Source organism: Bacillus sp. LJBV19 (assembly GCF_017797845.1).
Taxonomy (GTDB): domain Bacteria; phylum Bacillota; class Bacilli; order Bacillales; family Bacillaceae; genus Bacillus; species Bacillus velezensis.
This window is the reverse complement of record NZ_CP072563.1, coordinates 842,570-863,483: the sequence shown is the minus strand read 5'-3', so window position 1 is coordinate 863,483 and position 20,914 is coordinate 842,570. Positions and strand designations below refer to the sequence as shown.

At 48.5% G+C, this 20,914-nt stretch carries 24 protein-coding genes; 8 read left to right on the top strand and 16 right to left on the bottom strand.

The window, feature by feature from the left end:
- Position 1: 1 nt before the first annotated feature.
- From J6600_RS04305 to J6600_RS04285, 5 genes are all read right to left on the bottom strand, one after another.
- Positions 2-982, bottom strand: a complete 981-nt coding sequence (locus J6600_RS04305; protein WP_003155484.1) for a glycosyltransferase family 2 protein — start codon at positions 980-982, stop codon at positions 2-4.
- 210 nt (positions 983-1,192) lie between these two features.
- Positions 1,193-2,053 carry an alpha/beta fold hydrolase gene (locus J6600_RS04300; RefSeq protein WP_022552789.1) on the bottom strand — a complete coding sequence of 287 codons (861 nt, stop codon included), beginning with the start codon at positions 2,051-2,053 and terminating at the stop codon, positions 1,193-1,195.
- Complete coding sequence (locus J6600_RS04295; RefSeq protein WP_017419152.1) at positions 2,046-2,381, bottom strand: SdpI family protein; 336 nt, start codon at positions 2,379-2,381, stop codon at positions 2,046-2,048. The genes J6600_RS04300 and J6600_RS04295 overlap by 8 nt, the downstream gene beginning before the upstream one ends.
- Before the next feature lie 85 nt (positions 2,382-2,466).
- Positions 2,467-2,994, bottom strand: a complete 528-nt coding sequence (locus J6600_RS04290) for an SH3 domain-containing protein (RefSeq protein WP_015417063.1) — start codon at positions 2,992-2,994, stop codon at positions 2,467-2,469.
- Between the two features lie 131 nt (positions 2,995-3,125).
- Positions 3,126-3,395 (bottom strand): YfhJ family protein, encoded by a 270-nt coding sequence (locus J6600_RS04285; RefSeq protein WP_095273206.1) that lies wholly within the window; start codon positions 3,393-3,395, stop codon positions 3,126-3,128.
- Between the two features lie 123 nt (positions 3,396-3,518).
- Between J6600_RS04285 and J6600_RS04280 the strand changes: the two genes are divergently transcribed.
- The 3 genes from J6600_RS04280 (at position 3,519) to J6600_RS04270 (ending at position 5,079) form a co-directional block, all read left to right on the top strand.
- Entirely contained in the window at positions 3,519-3,671 is a 153-nt protein-coding gene (locus J6600_RS04280; RefSeq protein WP_003155495.1) for a small, acid-soluble spore protein K, read from the top strand.
- A 144-nt stretch (positions 3,672-3,815) separates the two neighbouring features.
- Entirely contained in the window at positions 3,816-4,727 is a 912-nt protein-coding gene (locus tag J6600_RS04275) for a trypsin-like serine peptidase (protein WP_029973980.1), read from the top strand.
- A complete protein-coding gene (locus tag J6600_RS04270; protein WP_209388023.1) occupies positions 4,690-5,079 on the top strand; it encodes a DUF2606 family protein in 390 nt (129 codons plus the stop codon). The genes J6600_RS04275 and J6600_RS04270 overlap by 38 nt, the downstream gene beginning before the upstream one ends.
- Positions 5,080-5,118: 39 nt before the next feature.
- Here J6600_RS04270 and J6600_RS04265 read toward each other — a convergent pair whose 3' ends face one another.
- The 3 genes from J6600_RS04265 to recX form a co-directional block, all read right to left on the bottom strand.
- Positions 5,119-6,312: an MFS transporter gene (locus J6600_RS04265; protein WP_209388323.1), complete on the bottom strand. Its 1,194-nt coding sequence runs from the start codon at positions 6,310-6,312 to the stop codon at positions 5,119-5,121.
- A gap of 145 nt (positions 6,313-6,457) precedes the next feature.
- Positions 6,458-6,772 (bottom strand): YfhH family protein, encoded by a 315-nt coding sequence (locus tag J6600_RS04260; RefSeq protein ID WP_007408553.1) that lies wholly within the window; start codon positions 6,770-6,772, stop codon positions 6,458-6,460.
- A gap of 6 nt (positions 6,773-6,778) precedes the next feature.
- Positions 6,779-7,570 carry a recombination regulator RecX gene (gene recX / locus J6600_RS04255; RefSeq protein WP_003155502.1) on the bottom strand — a complete coding sequence of 264 codons (792 nt, stop codon included), beginning with the start codon at positions 7,568-7,570 and terminating at the stop codon, positions 6,779-6,781.
- Between the two features lie 91 nt (positions 7,571-7,661).
- Between recX and J6600_RS04250 the strand changes: the two genes are divergently transcribed.
- The 3 genes from J6600_RS04250 (at position 7,662) to J6600_RS04240 (ending at position 8,991) form a co-directional block, all read left to right on the top strand.
- Complete coding sequence (locus J6600_RS04250) at positions 7,662-8,561, top strand: TIGR01777 family oxidoreductase (protein WP_209388022.1); 900 nt, start codon at positions 7,662-7,664, stop codon at positions 8,559-8,561.
- 57 nt (positions 8,562-8,618) lie between these two features.
- On the top strand, positions 8,619-8,729 hold the full coding sequence (locus J6600_RS04245; protein ID WP_003155504.1) for a YfhE family protein: 111 nt from the start codon (positions 8,619-8,621) through the stop codon (positions 8,727-8,729).
- Positions 8,730-8,799: 70 nt separating this feature from the next.
- Entirely contained in the window at positions 8,800-8,991 is a 192-nt protein-coding gene (locus J6600_RS04240) for a YfhD family protein (RefSeq protein ID WP_003155508.1), read from the top strand.
- Positions 8,992-9,030: 39 nt separating this feature from the next.
- On the opposite strand, the gene J6600_RS04235 is transcribed toward J6600_RS04240, so the two are convergent.
- From J6600_RS04235 to mprF, 3 genes are all read right to left on the bottom strand, one after another.
- Positions 9,031-9,615 carry a nitroreductase family protein gene (locus J6600_RS04235; protein ID WP_209388021.1) on the bottom strand — a complete coding sequence of 195 codons (585 nt, stop codon included), beginning with the start codon at positions 9,613-9,615 and terminating at the stop codon, positions 9,031-9,033.
- A gap of 76 nt (positions 9,616-9,691) precedes the next feature.
- Positions 9,692-10,576 carry a PhzF family phenazine biosynthesis isomerase gene (locus J6600_RS04230; protein ID WP_022552781.1) on the bottom strand — a complete coding sequence of 295 codons (885 nt, stop codon included), beginning with the start codon at positions 10,574-10,576 and terminating at the stop codon, positions 9,692-9,694.
- A 93-nt stretch (positions 10,577-10,669) separates the two neighbouring features.
- Positions 10,670-13,240 carry a bifunctional lysylphosphatidylglycerol flippase/synthetase MprF gene (mprF, locus tag J6600_RS04225; RefSeq protein ID WP_163094366.1) on the bottom strand — a complete coding sequence of 857 codons (2,571 nt, stop codon included), beginning with the start codon at positions 13,238-13,240 and terminating at the stop codon, positions 10,670-10,672.
- A gap of 168 nt (positions 13,241-13,408) precedes the next feature.
- Between mprF and J6600_RS04220 the strand changes: the two genes are divergently transcribed.
- Complete coding sequence (locus tag J6600_RS04220; RefSeq protein ID WP_014417231.1) at positions 13,409-13,891, top strand: MarR family transcriptional regulator; 483 nt, start codon at positions 13,409-13,411, stop codon at positions 13,889-13,891.
- A 108-nt stretch (positions 13,892-13,999) separates the two neighbouring features.
- The gene (locus J6600_RS04215; RefSeq protein WP_094296495.1) at positions 14,000-15,592 is read left to right on the top strand and encodes an MFS transporter; all 1,593 of its coding nucleotides are present in this window, start codon (positions 14,000-14,002) and stop codon (positions 15,590-15,592) included.
- Here the strand turns inward: J6600_RS04215 and bstA are convergent.
- The 5 genes from bstA to J6600_RS04190 all read right to left on the bottom strand — a co-directional run bounded on the left by bstA (position 15,552) and on the right by J6600_RS04190 (position 20,765).
- Entirely contained in the window at positions 15,552-16,094 is a 543-nt protein-coding gene (gene bstA, locus J6600_RS04210) for a bacillithiol transferase BstA (protein ID WP_209388020.1), read from the bottom strand. The two genes, J6600_RS04215 and bstA, sit on opposite strands and share 41 nt — an antisense overlap.
- Positions 16,095-16,119: 25 nt before the next feature.
- Positions 16,120-16,392 carry a ribonuclease inhibitor Barstar gene (locus J6600_RS04205; protein WP_029973990.1) on the bottom strand — a complete coding sequence of 91 codons (273 nt, stop codon included), beginning with the start codon at positions 16,390-16,392 and terminating at the stop codon, positions 16,120-16,122.
- Positions 16,393-16,414: 22 nt separating this feature from the next.
- Positions 16,415-18,826: a PEP/pyruvate-binding domain-containing protein gene (locus tag J6600_RS04200; protein WP_209388019.1), complete on the bottom strand. Its 2,412-nt coding sequence runs from the start codon at positions 18,824-18,826 to the stop codon at positions 16,415-16,417.
- Between the two features lie 257 nt (positions 18,827-19,083).
- Positions 19,084-20,172 (bottom strand): acyltransferase family protein, encoded by a 1,089-nt coding sequence (locus J6600_RS04195; protein WP_063636903.1) that lies wholly within the window; start codon positions 20,170-20,172, stop codon positions 19,084-19,086.
- Positions 20,163-20,765, bottom strand: a complete 603-nt coding sequence (locus J6600_RS04190) for an NAD(P)H-dependent oxidoreductase (RefSeq protein WP_007408540.1) — start codon at positions 20,763-20,765, stop codon at positions 20,163-20,165. The genes J6600_RS04195 and J6600_RS04190 overlap by 10 nt, the downstream gene beginning before the upstream one ends.
- Between the last annotated feature and the right edge of the window lie 149 nt (positions 20,766-20,914).

The following is a 20,914-nucleotide window of genomic DNA, read 5'->3' as shown; positions in this document are numbered from 1 at the left end:
TTTAATGGTTCCACTTGCGCTTTTTTGTATAATTCGTTTCATTTTGTTCTCCATACGTTATATTCGCTTCTTTAATTAAATAGTGCGGGCGTTTTTTTGTTTCATAGTAAATCCGGCCGATGTATTCTCCGATGATGCCGAGACTCAAAAGCTGGATGCCCCCTAAAAACAGCACGGCGGAAATAATGGTGAAGTATCCGGGTACGGACACGCCGTGTGTCAGAATATGAACAAAGGTCGTTACAATATAAACCATCGACAGAAGCAATATCAGAATACCGGTGAAAAAGCATACCCTCAGGGGCTTGTTGTTGAAGGAGACGACCCCGTCCATTCCGTAGTTGAACAGATTGCTGAATGACCATTTGGACGTGCCGTTCTTCCTTTCGACATTTTCATAAAATACGATTTTCTGGTCAAACCCGATCCAGCAAAACAGCCCTTTCGAAAAACGGTTCCCTTCACTCAGCTTCAAAAGGGCATCAACGGCCTGCCGGCTCAGCAGGCGGAAATCTCCGACCCCGTCACGCAGGTCCACTTCGACGGCTTTGTTGATAAATTTATAATACAGGGAAGAAAGCACGGAACGCACGGGGCTGTCCCCTTTTCGGTTGCGCTGCGCGATGACTTGGTCATACCCTTCTTCATAGCCTTGAATGAAGTCTTTCAGCAGATGGGTCGGATGCTGCAGATCGGCGTCCATCACGATTACCGCTTCGCCCTGCACGTGTTCAAATCCTGCCAAAATGGCCGCTTCTTTCCCGAAGTTGCGGGAAAAAGATATGTATTTGACGCGATGGTTTCTGGCGGCCAGTTCTTTAATCTGCTGAAGGGTGTCATCCGCGCTTCCGTCATTGATGTAGAAAATTTCATAGTCATAATGAATCGTCTGAAACTCTTTTTTTAAAGATTCATGGATGAGCTTGACATTGTTCCCTTCATTGTAAGACGGAATAATAATTGAGATTAACCTTTGTTTCATGAAGGCACCTTCTTTGTATTATTCTTTTTTTAGGACGTCCTTAAAGGAATTGTCCGCAAAACTTCAGTAAGGCTTTTCCTTTTTTTAATGACGTTTAAACCCTTTTTTTGTTACAGGGAAAGAAATTTTTTTCTGCATATGGTTTATATTTTGTCATGTTTTTCGGCAGATATGAGAAAAAAAAGAAAAAGTCTGTACGCGGGACAGACTTTATTGCTGAAGGTATTCATGAATCAAATGGCTGACGATGCGCGGTTTTTCGTGAATGACCCAATGTGAGGCATCGTCTATAAAGATTAAGTCGCCGTTTGGAATCATCCGTTTTGTTTCCTTGGCAAGCTTTTTGCTCAGCGCGCGGTCATTGACGCCCCATATTAATCGGTACGGAACGGGCATTTTAAGCGGAACGGCAGGGCCTAAACCGCCGGCTCTGATCGCCCGGTACCAGTTCAGCATCGCCGTGAGCGCTCCTTTTCTGCCCCATGCTTCTTTGTAGCTGCCGATATCTTCCCGTGAAAAAAGCGCCGGGCGTTCGGATAAGCCGATCGCGTGATCCAATACGCGGTAATCGTCTTCAGACAATCTCCGTTCCGGTTTTTCCGGAAGCTGAAAGAACGCGATATAAGAGCTTTTCTTCCACTGCGGCGGGTAGAACGGTGTGACCTTCCGCATAACAGCCGGGTGCGGGATATTGACCGTAATCAATTTTTCAACGTATTGCGGCCGCGTGGATGCCAAATGCCAGGCCACGGCTCCTCCCCAATCGTGGCCGATGACGACGGCTTTGTCATCTGTAAAATGAGTGATCAGCCCGATAATGTCGTCTCTGAGCGTATCAATGGTATAGTTTTCAATGCCCTCCGGTTTGTCACTGAGATTATAGCCGCGCTGATCAGGCACGACAACATGGTATCCGGCATCCGCCAGCGGTTTGATCTGACTCTTCCAGCCGTACCAGAATTCCGGAAACCCGTGCAGCAGCACCGCCAAAGGACCGTCTTTCGGACCGGCTGAAGCCGTGTGCAGCGTCACTCCGTTTGTTTCGATCATGTGAAACGTAATGTCATTCATCGATTCTCCTCCCCGTTTGTTTCAATCTTCTTTCTGTTAAGACGATGATCAGTACGCTGATCGCAATCAACAATACGGCCTGAACGATCAGGGCGAACGGCTGAGTCAGCCGGATAAGCAGGCTGCCCGCAAATCCAGCTGCCGCCGAAATAAGGCCGAACAAAATCATGAGGAGCGCACTGAATCGATTTCCTTCTCTCCACTGCGACTCATCCGCCATAGAGCGCTTCGTCCGATATCCGTACAGGCTGTTGATCGACTTCGGCGGAAAAAATGTGACTAAAATGCCGGCCGCAGCCATCAGAAGGCCGCCGATCACCATTATCATATCCCTCACTCTCCTTTTCATCTTTTACGAAAGGAAAGGCGGAAAGTTTCAGAAAAAAAGCAGGCTCATTCGCCTGCCTGAATCTTTATTTTTGAGTTAAGTCGGCCGTTTTCACATAACCTGCTTTCCCGCCGTATGTGACGTACGCCCATTTACGGTCAAACCCTCCGTCATGGCTGAACCCCCAGCCGAGCACATTGACGGTTTCACCCGCTTTAACGGACCCTTTTTTGCCGGTTTCCAAAGTCGGCGTATAAAAAGCGGTTTGTTTCGCCGTCACCGCCTTCACCGGCTGCTTCATCAGAAAATGCGTGGAAATATAGGCTTTGTGACCTTTGTAGTCAATCTCAGCCCAATCTGCTCCTTGAAGCCGTTTAACCTTTACAGAATCCTCTGAACGAAGCGTGCCGATAATCGACCCTTGTTTATTTGGTTCTTTGCGGACGTTAAGTTCTCCTGCTTTCACGATATATGTATCTGCTGCGGTGTCTATTTTTGTCTGGTGAACTGCTGCGGCATTCGCTGCCGGATCGAAAAAAACGGTGCCTGCGGCTAAAAATAAGCAAAGTCCTGCGGCCGGAATAAATGCGGTTAACCCCTTTTTCATGTTCATTGTGGTTCCTCCCCGCTATTTTATAAGTTATTACACATTTCCACATTCCGCGGGTCGTCAAACATGATTTTCCCATTTCTTTTATAAAAAGAAAAAACCGCCGGACGATATCCGGCGGGCGCACTGCTATGTTAATGCAGGAGACCCCTGCTTTGATCCAAATAATGAGAAACGTCTTCCCGAACGTTCTGGAACATATGGAGCTTGCTGCCGTATGATTCGATCCATTCCTTGACAACGCGTTCCGTCATTTGCTCTCCTTGATACGGGCGGCCGGCTTTTGCGTAAGTCGCTTCGAAATCTCCCCATAAAAGCTCAACCCAAGTTCGCGCTTGCAAATAGCTGAGCATGTCATTTTTCTCGAGCAGCAAATTCGTCAGTTTGTCGATATATGTATTCATGTCTCTGTCTCCTTTCCTTGGGAAAACCTGCTGCTTTTACGCAGCTTGTCACAGGCATATACTAACTTTACGTCTTCAGTCCAGAAGGCGCAACCTTTTGATATTGGCCGAGGGGGAAAACAAATGGTCCGGAACAAGGCAAAAGGATTTCCTAATCAGAACAATAATAAGTTTGAAGGCGAACCGCGGGCAAAGGATGACTACGCTTCTAAACGGGCGGACGGTTCAATTAATTCGCACCCGCAAGAGCGCATGAGAGCTTCAGGCAGACGATAACACACACCGTAAGAGACCGGGAATGATCCGGTCTCTTTTTTGCGGAGAAAAACATTCTTTTGCGGTCATAACGCTAAATAAATTCCATAATATGTTAAATGTTCAACCGAAAGCCGGTAGACAAAAAAGGAGGGGTTTTATAAAATGAAGACAGTTTCCAAACGATTGCTGAGCCTTACCGCATTCTTACTGTCAGTTTCATTATTTGCTGTTTCAGCAGAAGCAGAGGGCAGCCCGCAGACATCTGTATCAAACAGCGGTGAGGAGTTTGACGCACATCTGAATCAGCCTGTACAAACAACACAGACATCCCCCGCTTATGAAGGAACGGGTCTCACCAAAAGACAGCTTGCACAAAACAGCAAAGCTGACATCAAGTCATTAAAGCCTTCCAGTATTATTGGGACAGACGAACGAATCAGAATTTCTCCTACAACATCATTTCCATATCGCGCGACAGCACAGCTGACCGTTACATACAGCGGCAGCACAAGCACTTACGGATGCACCGGTTTTTTTGTCAATGCCGACACGATCGTTACGGCGGGACATTGCGTGTATGATCAGAAAAACGGCTGGGCATCGAAAATTACGGCAGCTCCCGGCCGCAACGGATCATCGTACCCGTACGGCTCTTATTCAGGCAAGACATTCTACAGTGTCAAAGGGTGGACAGAAAACGGTGACACAAACTATGACTACGGCGCAATCAAAGTAAACGGGTCGCCCGGGAATACTGTCGGCTGGTACGGCTACCGGACGACCAACAGTTCCAGTCCGGCCGGGCTTTCCTCAACCGTGACAGGGTATCCGTGCGACAAAGTGTCCGGTTCCATGTGGTCGGACAGCAAGCCGATACGTTCTGCCGAGACATATAAACTCACTTACACGACAGATACGTTCGGCTGCCAGAGCGGATCGCCCGTTTACCGCAATTACAGCGACACCGGCCAGACCGCCATTGCCATTCATACAAACGGCGGGTCGTCTTACAATCTGGGAACAAGGGTGACAAACAGTGTATTCGACAACATTCAATATTGGTCAAATCAATAAAGCTTTTGTTTTCTTGCTCGCCGCGGCCGTTTTATGCGGATGCGGCAAAGCGGATGATTCCGCCGCCAAAAAAGCACTGCCCGTTACGCTCCATGTTGAGGATGCAGACGGTTCACCGGCGGCCGGTGTGACGGTCACCGTGATGAAAGCGGCGGAGTCAGATCATCAGCCGAATATAGACCGCGGAGAGATAATAGGCAAGACTGATCACCACGGCGAGATTGCATGGAAAAGCGGCGCGAAAGGAACCTATGCCGTGGTTTTTGAAAAAGACGGGGTACCGGAAACCCGGAATATTTCCTTAGCTGAGAGTGATAAACATACGGTGATCAGCATTACATTGAAACACTGAAAAAAGCTTGCAGGCGGAATATCCCCTGCAAGCTTTTTGTTATCCTTTATGCACTTGGTATTCATAGACATCTTTCTTCTCAGACAGATGAGCGAACGTGGAAAGCACAAGGCCGAGAGCCGTCATCAGCGCACCGCCGGCAAACAGCCATGAGTAAGATCCCGTTCCCCCGAGAATCAACCCGCCGATCCAGGCGCCGAGCGCGTTTGCCAGGTTAAAGGCGGAAACGCTCACCGCAGCGGCGATTGTCGTGCCGTTTTCAGAGGAAGAAATAACCTTGGTCTGCAAAAGCGGCGGCGTGCCGAACGCACATGCGCCGAATAAAAATGTCGCTGAAACGGCAGCGGCTGGAAAAACGGCGATATAAGGAAAAATCGCCAAGACGCCGATCAAGCCGATCATCACACCGATCATCGTGCGCGTCAGCAGTTTGAGCGGCACTTTCCCCGCGAAGAAATTCCCCGCCACTCCGCCGAGACCGTAGGCAAATAATGCGCCTGTAATGCCGACTGTGCCGAACCCCGCTGAATCTCTTAAAATCGGCTCAATAAACGTGTAAGCGATAAATACGCCTGAGTAGCCGAGAATGGTGATCGCAAAGGAAAAAATCACTTGTTTATGCTTAAAGACACTCCATTCATTCATCAGCATCGGAATCACTTTCGGTTTCCGGTTCGGTACGACCAGCATCAGTCCGACCAGCCCGCTCATGCCTAAAACGGAAATAATGAAAAAGACGGCCCTCCAGTTAAGGGCATCCCCTAAATAAGAGCCGAACGGGACACCGAGCATAAGCGCCACGGTTAATCCGCCGTTCATGGAAGCCGCGGCGGCGGAACGTTTTTCAGGCGGCACCATTTCACTCGCAAACACCATGGCGATCGCAAAAAAAGCTCCGTGGATGGATGCGGATAAAATTCTGGAAATCGCCAGCACGGCGAAGTTCGGCGCAAAGACGCTCATCAGGTTGGCAAGGACGAAGATGCCCATCAACCCTAGCAGAACCGGCTTTCTCGGCAGCTTAACCGCGATAATGGTTACGATCGGGCCCGTCAGGCAGACGCTTGCCGCGTACGCTGTAACAAGCATGCCCGCTGAAGATACATGTATATGAAAGTCATCGGCAATCGACGTCAGAATACCCATGACAGCATATTCCGTATACCCGATGGAAAATGTGCAAATCATTAAAACAAAAATCATTAATTTCACAGATGGCTGTTTCATTTTGATATTCAACGCAAATCGCCTCCTTTTTATTTAAAAAAACAACGAATTCCATCTTAAAAGATATCAAAAATGAATTCAATCATTTTTTACTGAAAGGTTGAAACGAATGTGCCCGAAAAGAAAAAGAGGCCGGAACCGGCCTCTTTTGTTATTTTTTTTCTTTTAAAACGGAAATCGGCAGCGCTTCTTCCCCGTCAGACGGGGAAGATCTGTGTCCCCAGGCGAATACGCCGTTGATGTAATCAATGCGGAAAGTGTCATCAGAACCTTCTATCTGATACACCCCGCCGGGCCGAAAGTCTTCCGGGTTGAGCATGTAAGCTTTGGCCATCGTAATTTTCCGTTCAAGCACGGCCAGTTCATTTACAATGCCCATCTGTTCCGCCTTTCGCGCTTTTTCCGTCAGTCCCGCAATTTCGGTCTGTAGTTCATGAGGCGTCATTTGACTGTATCGTTTGTCCATTTCAGTTTACTCCTCTTCCTGCAAGAATTGATCAATATCGTCAATCGAGAATCCTTTTCTGAATAAGTACTGTTTGACCTTCATTCCGCTTTCATAACTGCCGTCATAGCGGTATTTCCTGATCGCTTTTTCCGCATGAGCCTTCAGAGCTTCCATCTCGGCTTCATCATCATTTTCATACTCCGTCTGCTCCAGAGCGGCATTGATGACGTCGAAAGGGAAACCTTTTCGCTGAAGCTGCATCTGCGCCCGCTGTCTGATCTCTTTTGTGGACAGCTTTTTGTCTTTTTTGAGGATTTTGCCGATATGTTTCAGCGCTTCTTGTATTTGCTCATCAAATGTAAACGCACTGAGCGTCTCCTTGATGGTATCGTCGTCTATTCCTTTCGCTTTCAGCTCGCGGAACAGGACGTCAGGGCCTTTGCCGTTTGTTTTTTTATGGGTGCTCGCATAAGCTTCGGCAAATTCTTTGTCATTTAAGTAGCGGTAATCGTACAGTTTATGGATGACTTCAGAAATGACCATATCCGGTGTTTCTTTTTTCTTCAGATGATCCCGGACTTCTTTTTCAGAGCGCATCCGGTATGATAAAAATTCTACGGCGCGGTTAAAGGCTTTTTTCACGTCATCGCCGTGCTGGATTTCAAGAATGTCAAGCTCGTCCAGTTCTTTCCCTTTCTTCAGGTCAAAACGCACAAGCACGTCGGCGTCGACGCTGAATGCATATTTCTCATCAAGAAAGATGTTGAAGCGCTCGGTATTTTTCTTTTGGGTCGATATTTTTGTAATAAACGGCATCCCGGTCTCCTTTCCCGCCCCGATGTTCAGGCGTTTTTCTTTTTGGCAAATGAGGTACAGTATATATATCAACGTGTAAGGAGAGATGGATATGAATATCGCGATGACAGGCGGCACCGGTTTTCTGGGCCGGCATCTGACAGGTGTGTTTACCCGCCGGGGACATCATGTCTATATTTTATCAAGAAAACAGAGAGAAACCGAACAAAAAAATGTGACATATGTTCAATGGCTGGCCGAAAACGCGGCGCCTGAGCGCGAGCTTCCCCCTATTGATGTATGGGTCAACCTCGCCGGCAAATCCATCTTTGACCGCTGGACGGACACAACGAAAGAACAAATCATCTCAAGCAGAATAGAAGCGACGAGAGAAGTCAGACGGATTATGAAGCAGCAGCCGAAAAAACCCCGGGCTTTGATTCAGGCCAGCGCCGTCGGCATTTACGGCACAAGCACAGAGAAAACGTTCACCGAACAGTCAGATACGTCAAATGAAGATTTTCTCAGTCATACGGCTCATATGTGGGAACGTGAAGGCCAGAAAATTGAAGCGCTCGGCATCCGGACGGTATATGCCAGATTCGGGGTGATGCTCGGTGAAAAAGGCGCCCTGCCGCTCATGGTTCTCCCTTATAAGCTGTTAGCCGGCGGCACCATCGGCTCTGGACGGCAGTGGCTGTCATGGGTTCATGTGGATGACGCCGCGGAACTTATTGCTTTTGCGGCAGAGCATGATGACTTGTCCGGTCCCATGAATGTGACATCGCCGAACCCCGTAGAAATGAAGCAATTCGGAAAGACGATCGCAGGCGTCCTGCACCGCCCCCATTGGATTCCCGTACCGGAACTTTTTCTGGAGAAGGCCTTGGGAGAAATGAGCCTGCTGATCGTAAAAGGCCAGCGCGCCCTGCCTAAGCAGGCGCTGACATCCGGTTTTCAATTTACGTATGAAGAGCTTGATTTCGCTTTAAAGGATCTCTTATCTGCATAAAAACGGAAATAAAAGCCAATCCTATTGGTATTCTGTTTTGAAGGAGGGTCTTCTTTTATGGAAAAGAAGCGCGAAAAACATCAACAGGGAGCCAATCTGAAAAAAATGCAGGAAGTCCTTTATTCCGGTGAATTCAAAAAAGCGGAAAGAGCAGCCAAACGGAAATAAACTGAATAAAGATCGGGACCGGGCAGATACTATGTTTGTTTGATATCACTTTTTTCAGGGGGCGATTGATATGGGCAGAAATCATACTCACAAAAACCGTGATAAAAACAAACAAAAACTTCCTCAAGTTCCGGATGCTTTGAAACGCGAAACAGACGGCACATATGAGGAATATTCAAGCGAGCTTGCTGATTCCGCTGACCGTGAAGCGCAGGCGCGGATGAAAGCCGCTGACAACAGAGCTAAAAGCAAAACCCGCTAATACGAAATCCCCGCCTCTGTATAGAGACGGGGATTTTTTTTACAATTCGGTAAACAGGCTTTTTGCCGGCGTCCGTTCTTTCGCCTTAGGCTTTTCATCCGGATAGCCCGTTTGAATGATGGCGGCAAAGCGCTCATTGTCAGCAAGGCCGAAGTCTTGGTGCACCTGTTTGTCATACATAATGCGGCCGCTTTTCCAGACCATGCCGATGCCGTTTTCATGTGCGAGAAGCTGAAGGTTTTGAATCATGCCGCTCAGCGCCGCGAAATCATCGTTTCTCGTAAATTCATTTTCATCTTCTTTTAAGACGACCAGCAAAAATCCCGGAACGGCGCTGAGGTTTTTTCTCATGTTCCGCTCTTTTTCCTCGTTGAAATCATCTTTTATCTTTTTGAAAAATGAGACGTAGCTGTCCGCAAGCTTTGCTTTTCCCGCTTCGCTTGCTGCGTAGATAAAACGCCACGGCTCCGTCAGTCTGTGGTTCGGTGCGTAAACGGCCGTTTCAAGCATATCTAATATGACTTCAGAAGGTACGGTTTCCGGTTTAAACGACCGGATGGATCTTCTGTTTCTGATTGTATGTGCAAGACTTTCGTTTTGCTGTAATTGTTCGGTTTTCGGCATGCCGATTCACCTTCCTATCCAAATGAAAATGATTATCATTTATAATATAACGGATACGACCGGCTTTTGTAAACCGTTACGGAAGCTGAAAATTAATTGTTTCGGCATACACGGCCGTTCCCGTCATCTTGATGTTCATCTTTTCGTTATCTTCTGTAATCCTGATTTCCACTTTTCCGTCTTTCCCGATTTCCTGGCCTTGTTCAATCGTGAGGCATTCGGCTTCGGAGCCTCCGTATTGCCGCATATAGGCTGCCATGACGCCTGAAGCGGTTCCCGTGACGGGATCTTCGGTCGTACCGGAGAAAGGGGAAGAAAAATGGCGCCCGTGCAGATCACTTTCCGGATGAACGGTTTCCAGAGAAAACGGATGAACGCTCGCTTTCGGAAGATCGCGCAAAATAGCGGGGAATTGTGCGTTGTCCGGCACCATATTCCGTGATGCTTTAAGTGATCTCAGCGGAACAATCAGTGTCCAGATCCCCGTTGATCCGTAAACAATCGGCAGCCCGCTGTGAAAATCCTCAGCCGTAATCCCGAGCGAGGCCGCAAGCTTTTCTTTGTCGCCCGTAAACGGCAGAAATTGCGGGGGAGCCTGTTCGAGCGTGATGTATACCCGGCCGTTTCGTTCAGCGGCTTTTGCGGGAAGAATGCCGGCTTTTGTTTCAATTTGATATGTCTGATCAGCCTGAAGCCTTCCCTTTTCAATTAATGCGTAAAGAGAGGCGACGGTAGCATGTCCGCATAAATTCATTTCATGGCCGGGTGTAAAATAGCGGATGCGCAGATCGGCTTCTCCGCTTTTACAGAGAAATGAGGTTTCATTGTACCCTGCCATTTCGGCGATCATCTGCATCTCTTCATCTGAATAATCATCTCCGTTAAAGACGATTCCCGCGGGATTTCCCAAATCCGGAATATCGGAAAACGCTTCATATTTAAACACGGTTGCCTGTTTCATTCATCAGCCTTCCTTTCACCTTATGATCATGTTATTCAGTATAACAGAGTGAAATTAGAATTTTTAGTCAATTATTCAAAAAAAAAGACGCCTTTAACGGCGTCTTTTTTTGGTTTTTCCGATCAGGCGGGTGACGAGGATCATCGTGACGGACAGCGATCTGTTTTTGCGGTACGCCAAGTATTTCCCGCGCCACTCCGGTTTGTATTTTTCTTTAAAGGCCCGCAGCCCGCTGAAGCTGTACATATACCGGACGTTGTTGAAGATGACGGCCGCGATTCTTTCCGACCAGAAAGATGTAAAAGCCGTTCCTACGTTTGACAAAGGCGCCATGCCCATATTAAAGGTGGTATAGCCTTTTTCCTGCGCCCAGAGAAACAGACGGATGAAAAGCGCGTCCATAATACCGTTCGGCGCGCTTTTCCGATAACGCATCAAGTCGACGGATATCTCGCCTTCCTGATACATCGGCATCAGGTTGGCAAAAGCGATGATCTCCCCTTCCGCGTCTTTCACGTAAACAATCGGCGCCTGTTCCAGATAATCCCTGTCGAAGAAACCGAGGGAAAAACCTTTCTCTTTTTTCGGACCGAGCCATTCGTCCGAAATGCCTTTCAGCTTGGCGATAAACTCGGAGGAAAACGGCGGTTCCCCGACATGGAACGTGTAGCCTTCGCGGTCAAATTTGTTGTTAATCGCCCGCAGCCCCGCTTTTTTCTTACCTGACAGCGTAAATGCCTCCATATCCACGAACGCTTCTTCTCCAAGCTTGAAGAAGTTATAGCCGAAGTCATGGTACAGCGCCAGATCTTCACGTTCGATCTGATAAAACATGACACTCAGCCCCTGCTTATGCGCTTCATTCAGAAATTCCTCAATCACAAGCGGAAAAGAGTCTCTCTGTCCTGACGGATCACCGAGCACGACAAGCCTTCTGGAAATCTGGCTGAACAATAAAAGCGCTTTTCCGTCGCTTGAGAAATAAAACCGCTTATCCCCGAGAAAGCCGAGATGGCTGAGGGCATTTCCGCCTTCTTCCGCCAAAAAGGACTTCAGCCGTTCAGGATCGGCCTCTTCTCCGATCGGCTTCGATCTTTTATGATAAAAGAACGTAAACACAAGGAAAAACAGCGGCACAACAATAATGGCCGTCATCGTGGCATATGTAATGTGCGAATTGTTATGGACGAAATAGTCGTGGCGAAGGAGCCGATTCATTTTATCCCAAATAAAGCCGGCAATGAGATTGTAGTTAAACAAGGCGATAATAAACAGAGCGGCCGCAAAAATCATCTGGCCGAGCGTATACGATGCCTGCTCTCTGATAAACTGCCGCTTTAACAGCACAAGCAATACGATGACGACAGGCAGAATAAAGATCGCGCTGATATTCATTCCTTTTAAGAAACTGAACACAAAACCGCCGACCAGCGCGGCAACCGCCATTGAATAAGAACGTTTCGTCCGTTTGTATAATTCAATCGGCAAAATTAATAGAATCAAAGCCGCGCTTAGCGATAACCCGTTAAACGCAAGGAGCGCCGGGCGCGGAATGTGCGGAATGACCGTCTCCCTGTCGATCGGCAGGGCGACGGACGCAAGCACGACGACTCCCGACACGAAAACCAAAAGCGACAGCGAACCGTAAAGCACCCTGATCAAGATAGCGCGCTGGAATACGAGAAGCACGTTCGTCGTTTCCACGGCAGGCGCCATCTTCGGATTTGATTCCAGCCGTTTCAGCGTATTTTCCGTTAAGTCGCCGGCCGCAAAGAACAGCCCGAACACAAACGGAATAAATGAATACACAATCCGGTAGATGACGATGGATGTCACGACCGCCTCCTGCGGAAAGCCCATATTCTGCATGCCGAGCAGAAACAGAAGGTCAAACGAACCGAATCCTCCCGGCACAAGGCTGATGATTCCCCCGATAGCGGCAATGGCAAATACCCCGAATACATGGCGGACATCCGCGTGAATTCCCATGACATACAGAGAATAATACATGACGACAGCCGCCGCGAACCATTCGGCAAACGATGCCCCGATGTAAGAAAAAACCGGATGCCTCGGTTTTGCTTCACCGTCTTCTGCGCCAGCTTTTTTATTGTTGATCCCAGCGGCGATTAAGGCTGCCGGCACAATAAGCGCCACTCCCGCGATAACAGCCCACAACCACGGTTTCTCACCTGTAATCTCTCCAACCGGCAGAACCCGGGCGATGGTCAGAATACTGAAGACGGACAGCCCGAGCAGCGCTGAGGACGTAAGCCAGGCGATGCCTGCGACGAGGCGTTTTACGTCATTCGTATGTTCTTTGTAAAGCATCGTCCGCAGCCCGACGCCCGCCAGACCGCCGAATCCAAGGACATTGTTAAAGGAATTGGCGATAAAGGAGACCCTGAATACTTTCCAATTCGGAATGTTGAGGCGAAGCGTCCGTTTCAGCACAAAGTCATAAAAGGACATCGCGCTGACGGCAAGAAGGCCGAGCAGAACGAGAATAAATAAATCGTAACGCTCAATCCCGTTAATAATGTACAGCGTTCGTTTAAAAGAAAGGTCTGTCAATTCCTTTTTGGACTGATAAATGACTAAAAGCAAAACTGCAATAGGAAATAATACTTTTAATATCGATAAGGCATTCTTTTTAGTCAGCAATGTTCTCTCCAATCATCATAAAATAGCTTATTTATTATAATTCCCCCAATAATCTCCAACATATTATACACTACCACCTCACATTCAAACAAAACTCGCCTGCAACTTTCTTTCTCTGATTAAAATCAGTAATATGGTATGCAGGAGTATGAATGAGGAAGTGAGACGATGGATTATAATCTGCATGATACAACAGTATTAGGCGGCGATATTTTTTCTCCTGAGGAACGGGATATTTGGGTGCTGTACATGAAAGTGATGACATCGGCGGGACTCGGCGATGTGTCGGAGTGGATGAAGCTTGATATGAGCATGCCGCAAATGAAGGTGCTGATGCTTCTGAACAACCACGGGACGCTTAAGGTGAGTGACATAGCGGAGAAAATGGGCGCTTCCCTTTCAAATACGACGGGGCTGCTTGACCGTTTAGAAAAATCATGTTTCATTACACGCGCTCCGTCAGAAGAAGACCGCCGTTCAGTCGTCGTTCAATTAACGGAAAACGCGAAAGATATTTTCCGCAGCCTTTATCAAAAAGGACATGTAAAATTGAAGCGTTCATTGGAAACGCTGACCGCTGAAGAAAAACAAACGGTCAATCAAGGGCTTGCCATTTTGGCAAGAGCGCTTGATTCTTCCAAACAGGGATAGAGATGAAAAAGGCCTGCCGGTATCGGCGGCCTTTTTTTGTTTGACATTTAATTCACTCAAAGTGAATAATATATTTGAAGTGAATTAAAAACGGAAGGATTGATCAGTATGCCGGAGCCTTTGCAAACAGAAAAAAACCAGCGCCGGGCCATCACTCTCTTTACGATCGGTGTGTTCATGGCGGCGCTGGACAACGGAATTATTTCCGCTGCTCTGACGACGATTAACAGCTCTTTTGATGTTTCTCCTTCATGGGGATCGTGGGGAGTGACCCTTTACACATTGGGACTCAGTGTCAGTGTGCCGATTGTCGGCAAGCTGTCGGACCGATACGGGCGGAAAAAGCTGTTTATGATTGAAGTCGGGCTGTTCGGACTCGGCTCTTTGCTTGTCGCACTCAGTCAGAGCTTCCCGATGTTTTTGGCGGCACGGCTCATTCAGGCGCTTGGCGGCGGCGGAATTTTTATAATCGGGAGTTCGCATGTGCTGGCCGTGCTTCCGAAGGAGAAACAGGGGAAAGCTCTCGGGCTTTTAGGGGCGATGAACGGTATGGCGGCCGTCCTCGGACCGAATATCGGGAGCTTTTTGCTTGATGTAACCGGGTCGTGGCATTGGCTGTTCTTAATTAACCTGCCGATTGCCGCCGCTTTGGTTGTGTGCGGCGGTTTGTTTATCGCTGAAACGAAAGAGCCTGGGGCGAAACGGCTTGACCTCGCCGGCACAATGCTGCTGTCTCTTGCGATCTTATCTTGCATGATCGGTATTACGAATCTCAATGGGGCGAAGCTGTCAGAAAGCATAATGGACGTAAAGGTGTACGGGTATCTTTTGGGATCGGCACTTCTCTTTCTGGTGCTGCTTAAGGTCGAAAAGCGGGTTGAAAACCGAGGGGGCGATCCGATTCTCGCCTACTCGCTGCTGCAAAATAAAGTGTTTCAATGGACACTCGTCATCGGATTTTTATCGGGAGGGCTGCTCGCTGCGGTCATTTTTATTCCTTCTTATGCGGAGCAATATTTGCACGTATCGGCGGAGAAAGCGGGTTATTGGATGACGCCGCTCGCGTTGGCGTCAGGCATCGGAGCGTGGCTCGGCGGGGCGATCACGGATAAAAAAGGGCCGGTCTTTTCCGCGGTTGTATCAGGCGCCATCGCATTTGTCGGCTTCAGCCTGTTTCCGTTATGGGTGACGGATAAATGGGAATTTGTCATAGCGAGTGTCATTGCGGGGATCGGTTTCGGATTTCTGCTCGGGGCTCCGCTGAATGTGCTTGTATCAGAAACGGCGGGCCAAAACAAAGGAACAGCGCTCGGCACGCTGTCACTCGTAAGGCAGGTCGGGCTGACGCTCGCTCCGGCTTTATATGCCGGCTTCATTACAGCGGGCTTTGACCGGATCGGAGATGACATCAAAAACCGTTTAGCGAAAAGCGGCATTCCCGCTGATCAGGCGCAAACGCCCGATATCGGCGGCGGACTTTCTTCGTTGCAGGAGCAGGTAAGCCGAATCCCCGTTCCCGCCGTCAAAAAAGCGGTTTCTGATGCGATTGAAGCGGGCATTTCCAGCGGCTACCACCATCTTTATACGGCAGCCGCCGTCATTTCATTATGCACGATTGTGTCTGCGGCTGTTTTGGCGTTTTTCCGGAAGCCGGCATCCTCTAAGACAGATGCCAGCCCATCCGCCGGGAAAGCTCAGTAATATGGGCGATGTGATGTTCAGAGTGCCAGACATATAGTCCGAGCGCTTGTTCCAGCGTAACCGTCTCTTTAGATACAGGATGGAAGTATGTCCGTTTGAATTGGGCTTCCGTCATGGAGCGCAAAAGAGCGGCCCATCTTCTGTGCAGGATCGTTAACAGCTCAAGCGCATCCCCGCAAGCGGCGGTTTTGGAATCATGAAGATCGGCCCAGCCTTTTTCATCATAAGGGCGGATTTCCGGTTCATTCTCCGTTATGCTCAATTTAAACCGGCTATAGCCGTTCATGTGGCTGTCCGCCAGATGGTGAACCACTTGGCGGACAGTCCATCCCCCTTCGCGGTACGGCGTATCAAGCTGACTGTCCGACATCGCTCTGACAGCTTGTTTCAGTTTGGCCGGAGCGTGCTCCAGCGCATTGATCCATTCTTGTTTCTGCCGGGCCGAAATCGATTCAGCCGGCTGATATTCTCCAATCGGATAGTTGAGGGTTTGTTTTTCCATATCTGTCTCTCTCCCGCTGATCGTATTATGAAAGTATGATGGTGATGTCGCAGCCTTCCGCTTTCGCTTCACGAAAGACCTGAAGCACACTCTCGGCGCCATTTTCTGTAAGCTGCTTGCTTTGTTCAAACTGGCTCCATTCTAAAACGAGGGGGTATTCCACCCAGCCGGTCAGACAATCCCATAAAGCGTCAAGGTTTTCACCGTAGTATTCAGGAAGAGCAAGTTCCTTTTTCAATGTCTGATGCAGGTCGCTCATACTTCTGATTTGCTCCCCGTTAATAACTGCTTTATTCATGCGCGGCTCCTTTCCCATGATTTTATTCTATCAGTTTACCATTTTCCTCTTCAGAAGTGGCCGGAGTCTGCCGCGGTTCCAGCTGGACGATGCCTTGCCCGCCGTCAACGGCCACCCTGTCCCCCGTTTTCAGTTTTGACGTTGCATTTCCGCACCCTACAACGGCAGGAATCCCAAGTTCCCGGGCGACGATCGCCGCGTGGGACAAAGGGGCGCCGACGTCCGTTATGATGGCAGCCGCTCTTGGAAAAAGCGGGGTCCAGCCTACATTGGTTGTCGAAGTCACTAAAATTTCCCCCGCCGCAAAAGAATCCCCGTCTTCCGGAGCATCAAGGACACGGACAATGCCCTCCACTCTCCCGGCCGCTCCCGCGAAACCTTTTAAAGTATGCGCATCATCAGTTTCCGCAGGCATAAAAGCATCGTAATAATCCGCTCTTCTGTCAGGCTCCTCAGCCCATTTAAACGGATTGAATCTTCCGTTAATAACGGATGGGAACGGCGGCAGTTTTTTATAGGTTTCATAGTTTTGCTTTCTCGCTTGAATCGACGCAACCGCCGGCTCTTTCCCCGCGAGCAGATCGGTTATTTCATGCAGATACAAGAAGAAAATATCGTCCTTCATGCCGGTCATTTCCGCCGCTCTGAGCACGAATGCTCTGGCTGTCCGGTACACCCTGACAAATTCGGATCTGGTTGTTTCTCTAATATTCGCGTATTCTGACGCTTTTTCCATTTTGGCTTTGAGCCATTTGACCTTATGAGGAAACTTTTCTTCAAATCTTCGGAAGGCCTGTTCATGCGCCCGCTGCTGTTTCAAAAGCAGTTGTTCGGCATCAATACCCGACTCCTTGTGTTCTTTGATCTGCTTCGTCAGCCAATCCCGGTTTTCTCCCGGATGCGGTATGGAAAGTTCGTATTCATGCGGGCCTCGGTGGCCTTGGTTCCTGAGATATTCTTCCTCGCTCATACGGCCTTTTATGACTTGATCAATGCCGATAATCGGCTCCAGGCTGGCCAGTCCGCCTTTTCCCCTCAGATTGGAAAGCAGGAGATTCGCATCTTCTATTCCTGCGAGTTTTGTTAATTGAGAGGTTAACGACGAAGAGGATTGCGCAGAATCACGCCCGCCGTATATTAACGCAAACCACGCGTTGCATAAATACGGATAGATCTCATTGTTCCATATCGCTAATAATGCCCGCTCCGTTTCGGCACGTTTCAGCTTTTCCTCAATATTCCGGCACCACTCCGGCGATTCGTCCAAATAGGAGGACATGTTTTTTTTCGCGTGCTTCATTTTCGACAGATACGGTTTCAGTTTTTTCGAGATGATCTTCAAAAGTTCATACTTTGAGAACGGATATAAAGGAATCTTCATTTCCGCCGGGATTTCTCCCAATGTATCGCTCATCATTTTTCCTATTTTTCCGCCTTTCGGATTCAGACCGAAAGCGGCGAGAACGGAAAGAGGCTGGCTCATATTGTTATAGGCTCTGCCGCAAATATTGCCGGACCAGACATAATAGCCCGGAATGATGCCCGACTCTTCATCCAGATTCCGGAGGAGCGACCATGTCAGCGGCGTCATCACATCGGGAATCGCTTCTCCTATATTTGTGTTTGTCCATAAAAAATCACCGCTGAAAGAATCATTCCATTCATAGGTTTCCAGATTTCCGGCTTGTAAGGTCGTAATCGGGCGGGATTGAAGAATATACAATGTCCCGCCCGCGGCGGCCCATTCAATATCCTGCGGCCCTCCGAGATCTTTTTCCAGCTTTTTCGCCAGTTTATAGAGCGTTGACGCATATTTGCGAAATTCTGCGGGGCCGTCATATTTTTTCTTAGGCCGTGCCAGTTTAAAAGAATAGGCATCAGCTTCCCCGGAAACGAGCTGATCCCCGAGACCGTAGACGTAATTGCCTGTCATCTCCCGCCTGCTCCCCGTAATCGGATCTGCGGTAAACAGCACTCCGGATATCTCAGACGGTATCATCAGCTGGATGACGATTGCGATTTCATGCTCATCTTCCATTCCCTGAACGGCGCTGTACGCTTTTACCCTTTCTGACTGTACCGATCGGCGGACTTCATCAATCGCCCTGGACATGTCTTGATCTGTTTTGACATTCAACACCGTATCGAATTCTCCGGCAAAGGAAGCCTGAGCGGAATCCTCGCTCAGCGCGGATGAGCGTACGGCAAACAACGCAGATGCATGGCGGCTGCGGATGGAATTCACATATTGATCAATAGCCTCTCTCGCCTGATGACGGAGCTGTCCGTCCTGAAAGGCTGACGGCAAAATCACAAACCCTTCAGGCACAGGATACCCGCTTTGATACATTTTAGAGAGAATGCTTCCTTTTCCCCCCGCAAAGGAATAAAGTTCGGCCGGAAGTTCTCCGAATGTTTTGACACAGTCATTCATAATGTCCCCGCTCCTTTTTAGTCGTTCATCCAAGCTCACAGTTTTTCTCTTTTTCACTTTTTTTGAAAGTATTTCCTATAAGTATACATTATATCGGTCTTCACAAGGGAGAAAATCGATGGCGTTATTTTGTCATAAATGCATCCGTCAAAACGGCCGCAGGCGGGGGTCTGTGTTTGCAGGATGTACAACTATCCGTCCTCGTGCCTGATAAATCGGACCCGTATCAAAAAGGCGGCCGAAACGCCGCCTTTTTTTCAGACTGTGCGGCCTTGATGCGCCGCCGTATTTCTTTTGGTCTGCTTCGGCTGATACACTTTCCCGACAAACAGGTATCCGTATCTGAAATGGTTGCACACCCAAGATACGAAAATGGGACCGAGCGTGCAGATCAAAAATAAAAGAAGGATGGCAGCCGGCAAAGGCATTGACCGCAAATAGCCTTCCAGAAGATATCCGCTGATTAAAAAGTAGGAGTGCAGCAGATAGATTGAAAACGAATAGTTGCTGATCATCATCACAATCGCGGGCACTTTTTTGAGCTTTGAAAACAGATGAAAACACAGAAAGATCATACTGACCGCGTAAATCATAATATCCGGACGCTTAGAGGAAATGGAGCCGCCGCTGATATATGAAACGGCCACAATCAATATTGCCGATACGGCCGCACTGAAGTAAACCGCATAACGGTACTGATTGATGAGCGCTAAAAAACGCGGATATTCCTTTCCGCAATAAAATGCCAGACAGAAATAAAACACCCAGCCCGGAAACGGAACCCAAAAGAACGGAAAAATAGAATCAAGCCCCGATGATGCCGGCGGATGAAAGATGGAAAAGTAAGCCAGATAGACGGCGTTGATGATAAACGAAACAGACAGCACCCACACGGGAGATGTGTTGTTCAGCCAGCGGTGCAGCAGCATATGGAGAATGTAAAATTGAAAGATCACAAGAATGAAGTAGCCGATGAAGTTTCCTAAAAACACATTTTCTAAAAATTTACCGATCACTGAAACGAATCCGGCTCCTTCTTCCGCCACGCTTTTCATTAAAATGGCATCCACCGCGGCAATAAACAGAAACGGCACGAAAATGACTTTGCCCCTTTTCTTTAAAAAACCAGCGGGAACGCCTCCCGGGTATGACCTGGCAAGCAGAAATTCCGAAATAAAGATAAACGCCGGCGTGCTGAACATCAACAGGGTCCGAAAAGCATCAACCGTATGGGCGGCACTGGCTAAGGACTCTTCCTGAATCATCAGCACCATTGAAACAACGTGAAGCAGAACGACACTTAAACAGGACAGGCAGCGAATCACGAAAATTTCTTTTATCTGCATGCGGCCGCTCCTTTTTCACAAGCGCGCCGGACTTTGGCGTATGCTTGGCGCAGCCATTTTTCCCGCAGCTCGGGTGTGCTCGTTTTGACGACAGAAAAAAGGTTCCGCTCGGCTTTTTGAATGCCGCAAAATTGCAGAATGCCTTTTTTCAGCGTAATCCAGTCCGAGTTTTTCCGGAACCACTTTAAGTACCAGCCCGGGGAATCCGCCGTATAAAAGACCTGTGCCGTCTCTGCCCGGAGCAGTCCTTTTACGCGGCCGTTTTCATATGTGTAGGCTTCTCCGGCGACAAGCACTCTGTCAAAAAAGCCTTTCATAATCGCCGGAACGCCTCCCCACCACAGCGGGTAGATGAAAATGAGATGATCCGCTTCTTTCATCAGTTTCCGGTATTTCTTCGTTTCAGCGTCCCGGTTCATGTCAGAGCGCTTTTTTTCGCCGCCGTACTTCAGCACGGGATCAAATTGGTCGGCGTATAAGTCAATGACCGTATAGCTTTGGCCGCTGTCCTTTAAAGCCATGACGACGTATTTTACGAGAGCCGCATTGAAACTGTTCTCATCCGGGTTTGCATACACAATCACCGTCTTCATATGTCCCTCCCAATATTTATTAATTTTTACAATGATTATATCATGATGTCATATGAATGAGGCAAAGACATGAGAAAGGCTTTTTCCGGTACTGCTGCCGTTTCGATAACCCCTTTCTGCATATTTTCGCTGATTTTGCCGCCGCAGAT